The sequence below is a fragment of the Paenibacillus sp. P36 genome (genome assembly GCF_045866505.1).
GTDB classification, from domain to species: Bacteria; Bacillota; Bacilli; order Paenibacillales; family NBRC-103111; genus Paenibacillus_E; species Paenibacillus_E chondroitinus.
The window spans coordinates 6528975-6545214 of record NZ_AP038372.1 but is presented as its reverse complement, the minus strand read 5'-3'; the positions used below and the strand labels follow the sequence as shown (position 1 = coordinate 6545214).

The following is a 16240-nucleotide window of genomic DNA, read 5'->3' as shown; positions in this document are numbered from 1 at the left end:
AGGAATCTAATTGCTTTGGCAGGGGGGGAAATCATATAATTTGCTTATAAAAACAACTTGTTATGGCTACGCACAGGGGAGGCAGTAATGGTAACGAATAACAGACTGAACGTCCCTCTTCATAAATATTGGCAAAAACAGCAAGGAGAAATATCTGGTTTTCTGCCTATCGCAGAAGGTATTACGGAAGCGGTTATGGCTTTGCATAACGGAGATCATGTTCATCGCCGCTTGAGCCCGGATACGATTTTAATTGAAGACTCACTCAGCATCACTCTGAGCAGTGAAATATTGGAAACATCCTGGGCTTATCGTGCGCCGGAACAGTCGGGTCGAGTGAAGCGAGACACGGATGAACGCACGGATTTGTATGCCCTAGGGGTGATCTACTACGAGCTTCTGGTGGGAGAGCTTCCGTACCAGGCGGATGAGCCGACGGAATGGATTTATGCTCATTTGGCGAAACGTCCTCCGCATCCTAGTGAGGTAAATCACCGCATACCGCAGCAGATCGGCGACATTATCATCAAGCTGATGGCCAAAGCACCTGAAGAACGGTATCAGAGTGCGTATGGTCTTTTATATGATCTCAAAACAAGTAGAAGTGAATGGGAACAAAAAGGCGTTATTGGAGCATTTGCACTGGGAAGCAAGGACTTTGCAGGCCTTTTGCGAATGCCAATTTTTCTGAGCGGACGAGAAGCGGAAATGACGGCCTTAACTGACGCTTATGCTGAAAGCTTGAATGGGAAGACGGCGTTTGCTGTCGTTAGCGGGGGCGCAGGCGTCGGGAAGACGACGCTTATTCGTGAATGGTACAGAACGCAGCAGCAAGAGAGAGGTTATTTCATCTCGGGAAAAGCGGATCCGCTCATTAGGGAGGTCCCGTATGCACCGCTGATTCAAGCCTTTCAAGAACTCATTCATCGGCTCCTTTCAGGGAGTGCGGAACAGTTATCACGGTGGAAAGACAAGCTGACTGCGGCACTTGGTGACCATGCAGGCATTGTGGCAGAGATTATTCCGAACATGCGCCTGATTATCGGCGAGCAGCCGGATGCTGAGACATTGCCGTGGATGGAGTCTAGAAACCGGCTTCATTTTGCTTTTCAAGTGATGATTCGTACATTTGCTGGAAAAAGATCGCCTTTTATTTTGTTTCTTGATGATGCACATTGGGCGGATGCAGCCACGTTGGATTTTATTCGCAGCATGTCAGAAAGTCGGGATCTAGGGTATTTCTTATGTATACTCGCTTATCGTGACAAAGACCTGCAGCCTGGACATTGGTTGAGTCATCCTCATCGGGCGGAATTTGACCATCGGCGGATTATGCTTTCTTCCTTAACGTTACTGGAGACGGAGCGATTTCTGCGCCAAACGTTACAGTTGGAAGCGTCCAGGGGGCGGTCGCTGGCTGAAGCGATTTTCCAGAAGACTGCCGGCAATCCCCTTTATATGAAGCAATTCGTACAGACGCTTTATGCTCAAAAATGGCTGCGTTTCGATACGCGCGCAGAAACTTGGCTGTGGGATACAGACGAAATCCACAAACAGGATTCGCTTGACGATGTTTGGGACTTGATGCTGGACAAGCTTCCCAATCAAGCGGGATCTGTGCTGCGCATGGCCGCGTGTATTGGCCATGCGTTTGATTTGCACACGCTGGCTGCTATTTGCCTGCAATCTGCCGAGCAAGTCATGGAACAATTGGAGCCTGCGCTGACGGAAGGTTTAGTTCTTCCCGTCAGAGAACGTGAAAGGTGGCATGGGCTGAATAGGGCTGCGGATTTCTCGGATTTCTCGTTATTGGACTCGGCAGATCCTAATGTATGGTTCGTATTTATTCACGATACGATTAGGCAGGCTGCCTATGATGCCGTAACGGCCGAAGAGAAAGAGAAAATTCACGCGAGAATTGGCCGGTATCAATGCGAACTTCAATCGAATGACAAGTCGGATGACCCCATGTATACGGCGTTAAATCATTTTATGCTTGGGCAAAATCAATTGACGGACCGTGAGGAAAAACGACTTGTCGCCGAAATGGCGCTACAGGCCAGCCGTAAAGCTAGAAAGTCGGCAGCGTACTTATCGGCAGCGAAGTATCTTGCCTTCGGTACAGAGCTTCTGACCGATATGAATTGGGAGGAGCATCATGCGTTAACTTATGACCTGTTTATGGAACGCATGCAAGCTGAGGTGTTATGCGGTCACGTGGAAACAGGGGAGCTGTTATTCGAGCAGCTCGTGGCCCACTCGCATACCCGTTTGGAGGAGCTGCGGACTTATGCGGTGAAACTGGAGCTTGATATCAATCGCGGCAATGCCAGAGAGGCATTCCACGCTGGTGTGCAGCTGCTGGGCAGATTGGGCATAGAGCTTCCCAAACAAGTTGGAGCTGCTAAGCGCCAAAAGGAACTGAGTCAAACGCGCAGATTGCTTCGCGAAGGAATAGTGAAACAGCTGGATGCTGAACGCAGGGAGGAAACGTCACCGCTCCAAGTGGCCATCCTGCAGCTGCTGCAGCTCGTAGCGCGAGCTTCCTCTTTTGTAGATATGAATCTATTCGTCGTGATCATTTGCCGAAGTATACGTCTGATGCTTGAACACCATGCGGCGAACCGATTTCCGGAAATCATTGCGATTTTTGCCTCGTATATTTCCAGTGAGGAAGGGAGGCATAAGGAAGGATGCGAGCTTTCGGAAGCAGCACGGCATCTGGGTGATGCGGCTCATTCGCCAGTGAAGGCGAAGCTTGCGTTTATTTATGGGTTATCCCACTTCTGGCGCATGAGCGCTCAGGAAACGTGGCCGTTATTTAAAGAAGCTCATCGGCTTAGTCTCGCGAGCGGCGATATGTATTATGCCGGTTTTTCGCTTCGCGGCATGAAGTTCAGTTTGTTTTTCGGTGGACATCTGGAAGAACTGTACGAGTTTTGCCAAGTCCAAGGCGGCGCTTTTCATAGAAAAGATCCTTTCCTCATGAAATCGTTCACGTTATATCAGCAATTTGCCAAATGCCTAAAGGGAGAGACGGCAGACCGTCTGACGATGAATGATGATGCGTTCGATGAGGATTCTTTTCTTCAATCGATGAGTCCTGCAGAGACCCGTATTGGACTTGTGTTTGAATATTACATTTGCAAAATTCAACTGCTGTACATCTTCGGAAGCTATCAAGAAGCTGCGGAGCTTTGGGAACAGACAGAGCACAGCGAGCGATACTACAAGTATCATTCGCATTTGCCTGAGGGCATGTTGTACGGCTTTTTAGCCATGTCCAGTGTGTATTGTGACCAATCGGCGAAGCAACAGGAGTTGGCGGACGGAAAGATGCGGAGCATGCTGGGGCAAATGCGAAAATGGTCCGAATTAGGGCCAAGTCACTTCCTGCCTAAGTTTTTACTGATGAAGGGAGAAGCAGCCCGTCTGAAAGGGCGATGGGAGCAAGCTTTAACCTGTTACGATGAGGCGATAGACGCGGCGAGTGAGAATGGATATACCCATCTGGAAGCTATTTCATGCGAGCTTGCCGGTAAATTACTTTTAGCCATCGGTAAAAAGAAGTTCGCCAAAACATACTTATTGGATGCGTATCATGGCTTTAAGGTGTGGGGAGCTAACGAAAAGTGCTTGCAGCTTCGCGAGCAGTATTCCGAATTATTTGAACGGTCGAGTGAGGATGGCCGGGTATGGGAGCAAGATTTGAAGCTCACACGCGAGTCCACGCAAACGGACTACAAGGATGGAAGCGAGGAGCCTTCCGTGGAAGTGGAGCGGGATATGTTCAAGAAAGCGGCAGCCCGTCTAACGCAAGCGTACGGTTTCGAACAGCTGCTCGGCCACTACTTAGTGACGCTCATGGAAAATGCGGGAGCAGCCAAAGGGTTCTGGATCGTGAATAAAGCCGGCGATTTGTGGATCGAAGCCGAACATGACATTAATCGCAACATATCCAAGAGCGGTCACTCCGCTTCGCTTGAAAGCTGCTTTGATTTACCGATTTCCGTGATCCGCTTCGTAGCCAGAACCAAGCAGCCGCTTGTCCTGGAGGATGCGCATCTGGACGACTTATTCGCGTGGGATCCTTACATTCGCAGCGTTCGCCCGCGATCGATGATTTGCTTGCCCGTTCAGCAGCTGGATCGACTAGCCGGAATCGTCTATTTGGAAAATGAAGCGGTGACCGGGGCGCAAGCCAGCCAACGGTTGGAGTTGATGCAGATGATGTCTGCCCAACTGGCTGTGCTGAATCGCTTTGCGAGTGAGGGTACCGTTGTGAAAACGGAGCCGCTTGTGATGGATACAGGAAAGCCGAAGCTGGATACCAGTCTGCTCACCCAATCGCTGACCGAACGTGAGAAGGATGTTATGCAGCTGATGGTGAAAGGCTTATCGAATCCAGAGATTGCGCAAAGACTTGAACTCGCCGTAGGCACAGTCAAAAACATCACGCTGTCCATCTATGGCAAACTACAAGTGAATCGCCGTACACAGGCGGTTGCAAAGGCGAAGGATTGGAATATTTGGGAGTAACAAGATAGCGGTAACTTATAAATGAGCTAGGCGGATCTTTATCTGCTTAGCTCATTTTATTTTCCAGGAAATCCCAGTGTATATTAGGTCTTTTCTCATCTTTTATTTCGGGAAAATGACCTTTGGTACTATCGATATTTGTCGAAATTCGCGTAGAATGTGGGGGTTCCAAGTAAGCAGGTTCGATTAAAAGGAGGCTTTATGAGAAAAATTTGGGGGCTCTTCACAAGCATGATGCTATTGGCAGGTGTCGTCTTACCCTATCCGATAACAGTAAAGGCGGCAACCTTAGCGCCTGCTGGGGCTGTCAAGCAGCCTACAGCTGCCACGATCAGTTCAATCGGAGCGACGGTTTCTCCGGTAAACGGCAAATATTTTTTTACAGCAGGACAGACGATCAAGATCAGTGTTCCCTTCGAATCGTCGAGCCCCTCTGTGAAATGCGATATGGAATCAACGATTCCCATTTCCATGAACGGTACGCAAGACTGGATTCGTTTGTATAATGCCGTGTTTGAGGGGTACTCCTCTCCAGTCTATGCCATAGGGATTACCGCGGAAATGCCTTCGGGGCTTGTAGATATTCAAAGAGGCCCGGATGGCTGCGGTCCTTCGGATGGCGTGAACATGCCTACGAATATGTGGAACGCAACCTCGAATGGGACGACTTATTTTACCGATGGCACGTCCATGAATAATGTGGTTTATTTCAAAAGCTTAATTCAGACGCCCATTTATATCGACAACGCGCTGCCTACCATCACGTTCGGCAATCTGCCGGCAGATACGAACTATAAGAAAACGTTAGGAATAACCGTAACCGCCAGTGACTTGCCGTTGAACGAAAACGTTAAGCTTACGTATACGTGGACGCAAAGCCAGACAACACCCGCTGCGGCAGACATTAATACGGTTATCACGAGCGGTGCTGCAGCTGTGGATCCTGCAGTACCTGGCATTTACTTTTTATACGCCAAAGCGGTAGACGTAGTAGGTCATGAAGTGATCCAAACCAAAGGGCCTTTTTATTTGGATAACACCGTTCCAACGCTCGCTTTCGGCAAACAATCGGATGCCACATATAAAAAGAGCCATGGTGTGACAGTTACGACCTCCGACACACCGGAAACAGCGAACACGAGTCTCTTCTATGTGTGGTCCCAGAGCGCAACGCCACCAGCGGCATCAGGTATTTCAGGAAGTCTTATTAACGGGGCCGCCCCCATTGAGCCGACGGGTACAGGCGCTTATTATTTGCATGCAAAAGCGGTAGACCTTGCAGCGAATACGGTCATAAAAACAGCGGGACCTTTTAATTACGATAACCAAGCGCCAACCATCAGCATGAATCCGACATCGGGAACAGCCAAGACGAGCCATACATTAACCTATACCGTCGTAGATCCGCATTCCGGAGTGAAACAAGTCAACTACGAATGGTTCAAAGATGGGGTTTCTTACTCAACCGGGACGGGGAGCATCAGCGGTGGTACGCTCAATGTACCGAACAGTGTGGAAGGAAGCTACAAGCTGAAGCTAACGGCTGCGGACAATTTGAATAACGTTGGCACATTGGAAAGCTTCAATTTTATCATTGATAAGACAGCACCGAATGTTACCTTTACAGCGCAGGGCAATAGCGCGCCAGGAACTGCCCGCCAAGTTGGCGTTACATTGCTGGATTCGCAAGGTACGTTAGGGCAAGCCTTCTACTTGTGGGGAACCAGTGTAACGACACCTGCAGCGAATGATTCCGGTTGGCAGATGTTTTTTGATGGAACCGGCAGCAAAACAACGTTAACAACAACGCTCTCTTCGCCCGCAGGCGCTAACGGTACGCAATATCTGCATATCAAGACAATCGACAGTGCAGGCAACATTGGATATGCGAAAACAACGCAGGGCTTTGTTCTCGACAATACGAAACCTACTGTAACGTTTACGCTTCCTAGCACTGCAGCCTACAGTAAGACGCTGTCAACGGATTTGAATGTGACGGATAACATGACAACAAACCAGGCGAATTTTGTGATCAAATATGCGGTTACAACGCAATCAACAACGGATGGGAACGATTCAACATGGGCAACGTCTACGATCAGGACTCTTTCGATAACGAATCAGACCGGCACTTTTTATATTCATACCAAGGTTTATGACGAAGCAGGCAACTGGACGTTGGCAACCGGTGGACCCTATAAGCTGGATAATGAAATGCCAACTGGTGCTGTAAGCATCCCGAAAAAGTTCACGAACGTTACGACAGTGCCTATCCAGCTGAGTGCCACGGATTTGCAAGGTACGGTGGATAAGATGAGATTCGCCGTGGATAGCGGTGTATGGGGGAGTTGGGAGACGTTTACAACTGACAAAACAATCACGATCCCTGCCACACAAGGCACGCGAACGATAGCAGTTCAGTTTATGGATTCAGCGGGCAACATCTCAACGACATATTCGGATACGGTAACTTTTGATACTACGAAACCTGTATTGGCGAATATTGCTTATAGCACAACCGCATGGACGAATCAGCCTGTTTCTGCGACATTGTCAGCCACCGATAATGTGACGCCATCTGCGGACATAACGGTCGATGGGCTTACAGGGTTGACCTATGTTTTTCAGACCAATGGCACCTATACGTTCAATTTCCGAGATAAGGCTGGCAACGTGAATACGGCTGTAGCAACCGTAACCTGGATTGATAAGACCAAGCCGGTCATCACGTTGAGCACCAATGGATCATCCCAGCAGAAATCTGTGAGCACAATTGTTTATGCGACGGATTCGGGGGCTCCACAGAGTGAACTCACGTATGCGCATGCCTGGTCGACGTCCAATACGACGGAGCCAACAACGTGGACGCCGCTCGGCACAGATCATAAAGCGGATAAAAGTGAAGTGACCGGCACTTGGTATTTATGGGTAAAAGTAACCGATAAAGCGGGGAATGTGACGACATTCTGCAGCAATCCGTTTCTGCTCGATAACACAAGTCCGATCGGTACAATATCCTACAAGCCTGCTGGCTTGACCGCCAATAATGTGACGGCGACGCTCACCACCAACGAGCCTGTCGTCGTAACGAATACGGAGCTTGGGAAAAAAGAGCATGTATTTACAGATAACGGCCAGTTTCAGTTTGAATTTAAGGATGCAGCGGGGAATGTTGGGGTCGCTATGGCTGAGGTTGGGTGGATTGATCGCAGCTTGCCATCCTCCGATGTCACGCTCACTCCGAGCGGCTGGACGAACGGACCTGTTCGCGTCACGATCGATGCGGCAGGAAGTCCTGAGCGTGAATTACTGGACTTGACGTTCACAGGTGAAGCGCAAGTGATCAGCCAGACGGTGACGAAGGTTGTTTATGAATTTACGACGAACGGATCTCTCCACTATAAAGTACGTAATGTGAGCACAGGCATCGTAAGCAATGATGAGGTCATCGTTGACAAAATCGATCGGCAGCCGCCAACGGGCGAGTTGGTCTACAGCACGGAAAGGCCGACGAATCAGGATGTTACCGTTACGCTGATCACCTATGATGACAATAACGGGACAGTTACGATTCTCAATAATGGCGGAAGCCCTTGGTATACCTTTACAGAGAACGGGCAATTCACATTTGATTACGAAGATGAGGCAGGCAACATCGGCCATCGGACAGCAGTGGTGAGCTGGATAGATAAAGAGGCGCCTCAGGCAGAGCTCAGTTTCAGCAAGTCTACTTGGACCAAGGATAATGTCGACGTAGAAATTTCCTTCACGGATCAATCTCCCGTGACAATAACGAACAATGGGGGCAGTAAGCGGTATACGTTCACAGACAATGGTACGTTCGTGTTTGAGTATCGCGATGCTGCAGGCAATGAAGGACAGACGGTCGCTACAGTTACCTATATCGATCGAGAAGCTCCCGAGGCCATTGTTACCTACAGCCATATAGGGTGGACGAATCAAGATGTGGTGGCAACATTGACCGCTACAGATAACTCGGGCGTACCTGTACAGATTCTTAGTACGGGGAGCAACACGCATACGTTTACGCAAAATGGGTCGTTTACTTTTGTGTTCCAAGACATTGCTGGAAACGAGCGTGAGTTGGTCGCCACCGTTGATCGGATCGACAAGACGCCGCCTGTCGCTTCCATTCAATATTCGGAAACGACAAAGACGCGATCAGATGTGCGGGCAACCGTTCTAGCGAATGAGCCCATCACCGTGATCGGCAATAATGGCAACACGGCTTATGATTTTACAAGCAATGGAACGTATTCATTCGTCGTTGTAGATCGGGCCGGCAATCAAGGTTTTGTTCAGGCGACGGTCAATTATATTGATCGAACACCACCCACACCGCGATTATCTTACAGTACGACAGCAGCTACAAAGGATGATGTCATTGTAACGGTAGATGCGGACGAGCCGTTCTATGTATTGAACAATAACCGTGCGAAGCAGGTTGTGTTTAAGGATAACGGTACGTTCACCTTCTATTTGCAGGACGTTGTAGGAAATTTGACGGAGATTCAAGCTACGGTAAATAACATCAATAAAACAAAGGCAAAAGTGACCTATACCTATAGTGAAACAGCACCAACGAAAAATAATGTGAATGTAACCATTACATCCGATCAAGCACTTACTTTCACAGGTATGAGTGGAAATCTAGTCACTTTTACGAGCAACGGCACACGTTGGCTTGACGCTGTAGATACGCTGGGGAATAAATATGCGTTACGTATTGATGTAAGCAATATTGATCGCGAAGTACCGAAGTTTACCTTTATCGGCGGCGAGCCCTTGCTGCTTGAAGTGGGAGCCGTGGTGAAACCACTGGCAGATGTCACTGCGACAGATAATGTAGACGGCGATATGACAGCAATGATCAGCTTAACTCAAAATACGATCAATCCCCAAGTACCTGGTGAATATGCGGTCGTGTATAAAGTGAAGGATCGTGCAGGCAATGAAGCGGTAGTGACTCGGAAAGCGATTGTCATCGCACCGACGGAGTTCACCGTTTACGTCAATTCCGTGAAAGTGCAGGATACCGATGTGGTTGTGTACGGCGATGCGATTCAACTTTCGTTGTTCGGCATACAAGGAGCGAGCTCTGTGAAATGGGCGAAAGGACCGAAGAGCATCGGAGATTTCAAGGCAAATGCCAATCTGCTAACCAATGGTATTTTACCTATAACGGAATATGGCTATTACACGTTACTCATTCAAAATCAAGAACGTCAGTTGAAGCTCATTCGTGTGTATATTTTACCAAGACAAGCTTCTTAGGAGTGTGAGCAATGATCAAGGATCGATTTCAGATAGGCAAAAAAATAGCGCTCATTGGAGCCGCGTTTGTCCTGCTCTTTCCTATTGGAAGCGGGTTGGCGTTGGCCGCACAAGATGAGCTGACACCACTTACAGTTTCCAATACATTCATGGAAGTAAGCGTGAATAAAGAGACCGGAAGGTTCAGTGTCAATACCAAGCAAGGCTCCCCGTTAAAGAGCGGCGACGATAACAAGGCGCTGCTTTTCAAGGAAAAGCTGCCGGAGACTTCTTTCACGACGTTTCGCATTAACGGGAAAGATTATATTTTCGGCAACGGGTATGGCTTCCTAGGATCGAACGGAAGTTTTACCTCCTCCCCGGCAAATCAGGGGTTGACGAATAAGTCGGTATGGAACATCGAAGGTCTGGACATCACGCAGACGCTAACACTCGTCGACGATCCGACGAATCCTAACGCAGGCAATATGAAAGTTTCGTATCAAGTGAAAAATAAAACCAACCAGAATCAGAGTGTGGGCTCCCGGATCTTGCTGGATACGATGCTCGGACCGCAAGACGCTTCCCCTATTTCGGTAGCTGGTGGGAATACGTACATTTCCAATGAGAAGGTTATCACAGGGCAGCTCCCTTATTATTGGAGTGCGACGGATAATCCCATCAATCCAAAGGTGATGTCATACGGCTTTATGCAAGGCTGGGGAAATAAAGCCCCCAATCAGATGATTATTGCCCATTGGAATGGTATTTCCCAGACTAAATGGGATTACACCGTAAATCCGCTGCTCGATTTTACGAATAAGCAGAACGCTTACGGTTCTGCCGATAGTGCAGTTGCCCTTTATTGGGACCCGGCTACCATTGCCCCGGGTGGTGAGGCTGTATTCGAGACGTACTACGGTCTAGGCAGCTTTTTCACATCAAAGAAAGAAGCCACGTACCGGTTGCAAATTGGTGCGCCCAAGCAGCTGACGCTTAACGATAATCGTAACGGCTACAACGAAAATGAGTTTGAGATACGCGTGGATATTGATAATGCCATTGACCGTTCGGTAAATATGGAGGGCGTACAGGTCACTCTTGGATTGCCTGATGAGCTGGAGCTCACACCCGGACAGGGAATAACGAAAGTAGTAGGCCGTATGAAGGTCGGCGAGACTCAATCCGTTACATGGCGCGTAAAACCTAAAGTGCAGCTGGCGTATAAAGCAGCGCAATTTCAAGTTATCGCCCAAGCGGCAGGCGGAGAGGAAAGCATTCAAGCTTCTTATGTTGTTCTCCCTGCCTTAACGGGGGAAATTCCCAGCATGCAGCTGATGGAGGTTTTCCCGAGAAAACTGTACACGCTCGATGAGAAACCTGCGCTAACGCTGCAAGGAGCAGGGTTTGAGATTTTGAAAGGATCGTCAGGTTGGAACTTGGATGTTATCCGGGATCGCGATGGAGCAAGTGTAGCGATTCCTGCCTCGGACGTATCCATTCAAGATGATAAGCAAATTACGGCCAAGTTGAATTTAACCAGCGACCTGTGGAAGCAGCATAAGCTCGAAGTGGGCTCCTATACGGTGAGGTTGACAGCAGGCAGCAAAATATTTGAGAAAAAAATCGAGTTTACGCTGGATAAAAGCTTTAAATCGAAAGATTACGGTATCCTGCTGGTCGTTGGCGATAACATGACGCAAGAGACGGGGCAAACCTACAGTTTGCTGCCTGTTAAGAGTGAAACCGAGCTTGCGAATTATAAAATGGAGTTCGAACGATCAGGCGGCCGCCAAGTTTCGCTGCTGGAAATTCGAGGTTCCATCCTGGCGAAAAACGGCGATGGCGGGAAAGTTGTTTATGAAATTGATAAAGGTTCGACGATCAACTCTGTCATTCATCACGACACAACAGATATGTTGACCGCTATCTTCGGAGAGGCTTCGCAAAAGATAACCATTCAGAAGAGCGCCAAGGATAGCACGCACGCTCAGGATTATATCAATTTGAAAGGGAATGGGGCACTTTCCATCCCGAACTTCAAATTTGCCTATGGACCTTTCAGCGTTGAGTTGGAGGACGGTAAAAAATACGCGCTGGAAGCCAAGGAAGATGAGCAGGAACAGAAGATTGAAATCAAGTGGGACGTATTAAAAGGGTTATCGATTATTCAACGACTTGCTTGGTTTCAACTCAATATCAAAAACGCTGTCATTGGAACAGAAAGCGTGTCCTTCGGTGGCCGGCTTGCCTTGGACTTCGAGCCAGGCCCTAAGAAAGATACAGGGAAAGACGGGGACTCAGGCAATCCGTCGAATCCACCGTCGAATCCACCGACAGATGTGACGGAAAATGTAGACGGCGAAGACGACGGGGCAGGCTCAGTGTTGGTCTCCGTTGATTTGGATGAGGCCAAGTTCGGTGTGCGGCAATTGGACAATGCCTTTGGGCCCGCGGGTAAATTCGGGTTTCTGGGTTTGCGAGCCGAAGGAGAAGCCGGGCTGCCGAAAAATCTGGTCCCGGGACTTGATCTGGGGGTAGACGGTGTTGTTCGGGTAGATACGTTCGAGAAGAAATATGAAATTGAAGCCAATGTGCAATTTAAAGTGGTCGAGTTGAACGGAATGCTGACCATACGATTAACCGACACGAATTTTCCGATTATCGATAATTTCCGCTTCGTTGTCGGTGGGGAACCGGGTATTCCGCTGATTCCAATCGCTCCGGTTGCCTATATTACGAAGGGTGGAGGCGGAATTTATAACATCTACGATACGTTAATGGGCAATTATCAATTTCTGCCTCCTCTTAAATTAGAAATGACTGGCGGCTTGAGCATCGCCAAAGTGTTTAAAGCGGATGATGCCACGGTAGGGCTATCGATGCGAGGTGTTGAATTCTCCGGCGCATTCGAGGTGCTCGGGATACAGCTCCTGGAAGAAGTATACGGAAGCGTACTGCTCAAGGACTCCTTTTCGCAGTTTGGCGTTGAACTCAAGGCTGGAGCCAAAATTAATATCAAAAACTTGCTCACCGGCGAAGTCTATGTTGTCTTCCGGTATGATCCGGAACAGCATGGCAAGCTCGGACCTGTTTATTTGGCTGGCGGCGGCAATTTGCAGGTGAAGCTTCCGAGAGGGGTGGTGCTTGCAGCGGCCGAAGGCGAAATTAGCTCGGAGAAAGTGGCAGGAAACGTAGAATTTATTGGTATTCCTTGGGGCTTTGAGTATGAATGGGGCGACAAAAAGCCGTCCATCACGTTGGGCAAGCGTAACTTAATGAGCAGCAGAAGCCTAATGGCTGGAGTGGAGTCACCAAGCAACGAAGCAACGGCCCCTGAGCAGCCAGCTAAAAGCCTCATCGAACAGACGTATTATGATGAGTCAGGGAGTGTTTCCGGAACGATGAGCTTCGGAACAAACATGAAGCCCGTTGCCAGCTCAGGGCCAAGGAGTAATGTACAGCAGCAGCCAACGAGAAGACTGTTGAAAGCTGCAAGTCCGAATGTGTACTCCATTCCGGTATCTTCGGAGCAAGAGATGGCCTTACTGGACATTACGTACTCAGGGGATCCCGCTGAGCTTCAAGTCACGGATCCAGCCGGCAATCCGTACTCGCTTGTCTCCGGCGAAAATTACGACATTCAGGAAGTTCCGGCTGAAGAAGCTGTTTCCGGAGAGCGTGAGCAAAGCGTTTTGATCTCGATGAAGCATCCCATGCCCGGCACCTGGCGTGTAACGACAGATCGTGAACTGGAGTGGACACTTGAAAATGTGACCGTACCTCCAACATTCACCGATGTCGATGTTCAACAACCGGACGCCACGAATCCGCAACAGATAACGGTGAATTGGCAAAGTGATCATACGACGAATGAAAAGGTTTCTTTATTCCTTAGCACCAACAATGAGAACGACCCTGGCAGTCTGCTTGTTCAAGACCTTGACGTTTCCGCAGGTTCTGCGCAAATCGTTTTGCCGAACTCGACGCCTAGCGGTACGTATTATGTGAAGGCAGTTTTGTCACAGGGCGATACGAATGTAACCAGCAAATACAGCAGCCAACCGTTGCACATGGTGAATCCGCATCAACCGGCTTCTCCAAGTCAGGTTCACTTGCGCCCGGCAGGCAATGGACTGTTCGAGCTTTCCTGGAATGAGCAAGCGGTAGATGGATACACCGTACAAGTGCTGGATGAGAATGGGGAGGCCATCCCTAGCTTGGGTGCCATTGAACTGGCTGGCGACGCTCACAAGGCGAATATTGGAGGGACATTGCGTAACGAAGCCGGTGAAAAAATAGGTATGCTGCCAGGCTCCTCTTACAAAATGTCCATCGGCGCTTACACATTAGTTGGCGGCATCAAAGTCTACAGCGAGCCTGCGGTTACGGATGCAGTCCTTTTACCGGAACCACAGCCTGCCCATATACAATTGTCGGTGTTTCATGCCAATCATGAGCCCATTACCAATACGTATTCGCAGGATGGAACGACAACCTATATCACGAATGAAAACAGTACGCTCTTGCAAATGCATGCGGATCAAGCTGTATCTTCCGACGTCATTGTAAATAATGTGAAGCAAGAGCCGCAATCAGGGGCCGATTGGGAACGATCCATTTCGTTAAATGAAGGGGAGAACGTCATCCAACTATTCTCGACGAATGCGCAAGGCGATATCACAGCTTCCAGCGTTCGTGTGATTTCCGATACGACTGTGCCTGATTTAAAAGTGGAAAGTGTACGCACCGCATCCGACCAGCAAACGGTCGTCGTGAAAGGGATGGCGGAGCCGGGCAGTACGGTAACGATAAATGAGGAGCCAATTGACGTTCAAACGAGTGGCGCCTTTGAGAAATCGATACTTATGGAGGGCTACTTGTCCAAGCCTGTCGTTGTTACGGCGAAGGATATCGCAGGGAATGAAAACATGCTGAATGCCGAAGTTGTCAATCGTCAACTGAGCTCACTAACCAAAGTGGAGCTGCGTGCGAAAGAGGGACTGATGAATGACGGTGTGCTGCAGGTAGAAGCGGGCAGTGAACAGTCGTTGGAACTCATAGGGACAGATAAAGACGGAAAATCGTTCAGCATTGATCCTAACAGTGTGAAGTGGAGCATCCTCTTGGGTGAAACGAACGGGGACATTACAGAGCAGGGACGCCTACAGGCTGAATATGAAGGAGACATGGTCATCAAAGCTTCCTATTCGGTGGCGGGAGATTTTGCTTTTGAGGATACGATCGCTGTAAAAGTAACCAAACCGCGTGGAGCGCCGGAGACTCCTCCTGTTCAATACGATGATTGGTACGTGCCGCCAACGTCCGGTGAGTCCGAGCATGGCGGTGGCAGTAGCAGTGAGTCCACAGATTCACCTGTAAAAGATACGCTGCAAAGAATTCTACAAAGGTTGATAGAGCAGGAGCAGGGTGTTGATTACATTACTTCTGCCATTCTTACCAGCAATCAGGAAAGTGTGGTTAAAATTCGCAATCGTGCCGTCATTCGCATACCGGCTCAACCGCTTCAGGAAAGCGTTGGACTGGGCATTGGCGCCGTGCGAGATCCAAAGAAATATGAGGCGGGTCGTCTGAAAGTGATTGGCGACATTTATGAGTTTAAGTTCGATAAACCTACGGTGCTTCAAAAGCCGGCGGAACTGACTGTTCGCTATAGTCTGGAAGAACTTCAGGATCCAAGTCGAGCGGCGATATACTGGTATAATGAACAGACGCATAAGTGGGAATATGTCGGTGGTCGCGTAGACCCGGCAGCAGGCACGATAACCGCTGCGTTGCCGCATTTTAGCAAATATGCCTTGATGTATAACGGTGATTTGCCGATGTTCGAGGATATGCCTGAAGCGCATTGGTCCCATGATATGGTGTACAGATTAGCTTCAATGGGAGTAGTGAATGGCGTGCCTTCCGGCAGTGGTTTAGCCTTTGAACCAGAGCGTTCCATTACGCGGCAAGAGTTTGCCAAAATCGCCGTGGGTGCCGAGGGCACAACGTCCGTCTCCACCTCACGCGAGATCTCACCTGAGTTCGTGGATCAAGAGTTTGTCGCTACGTGGGCAAAGCCATATGTCACAGCGGCCATTGAACAAGGATGGCTCGGAGGTACGACGAGAGATGGGAAACGATATCTGGACCCTACGGTACCGATATCCAGAGCGGAGGCCATTGCGATCATCGGCCGCATGATGAAGGTGGATACAGCTGCGGCGGGTGGTGCAGAGGATTCCTTCACCGATGCTGAAGCTATCCCCGGCTGGGCAAAGCCGTATGTGTCCATATTTGTGAAGCTAGGCGTCATTAGCGGATACCCGGACGGCTCGCTTCATCCGAAGGCACAGATTACTAGAGAAGAGGCAGCCGCCATGATTAGCAAAATGCTGGATGCCAAGAGAAGCAAATAGATAAA

3 protein-coding genes are annotated in these 16240 nt (G+C 49.2%); all 3 read left to right on the top strand.

Translation table 11 applies throughout. The features are described 5' to 3' along the window. The first annotated feature begins 87 nt into the window (after positions 1–87). Positions 88–4539, top strand: a complete 4452-nt coding sequence (locus tag ACKTT9_RS29045) for an AAA family ATPase (RefSeq protein WP_407868688.1) — start codon at positions 88–90, stop codon at positions 4537–4539. 201 nt (positions 4540–4740) lie between these two features. Further along, positions 4741–9834, top strand: coding sequence for an Ig-like domain repeat protein (locus ACKTT9_RS29040; RefSeq protein ID WP_407868687.1), 5094 nt, complete (start codon positions 4741–4743; stop codon positions 9832–9834). 11 nt (positions 9835–9845) lie between these two features. After that, entirely contained in the window at positions 9846–16235 is a 6390-nt protein-coding gene (locus ACKTT9_RS29035) for an S-layer homology domain-containing protein (RefSeq protein ID WP_407868686.1), read from the top strand. Positions 16236–16240: the final 5 nt, after the last annotated feature.

Excerpts from the sequence above, each read along its gene's own strand:
- ACKTT9_RS29035 (WP_407868686.1), top strand. The coding sequence starts at position 9,846 with ATGATCAAGGATCGATTTCAGATAGGCAAAAAAATAGCGCTCATTGGA.
- ACKTT9_RS29040 (WP_407868687.1), top strand. The coding sequence starts at position 4,741 with ATGAGAAAAATTTGGGGGCTCTTCACAAGCATGATGCTATTGGCAGGT.
- ACKTT9_RS29045 (WP_407868688.1), top strand. The coding sequence starts at position 88 with ATGGTAACGAATAACAGACTGAACGTCCCTCTTCATAAATATTGGCAA.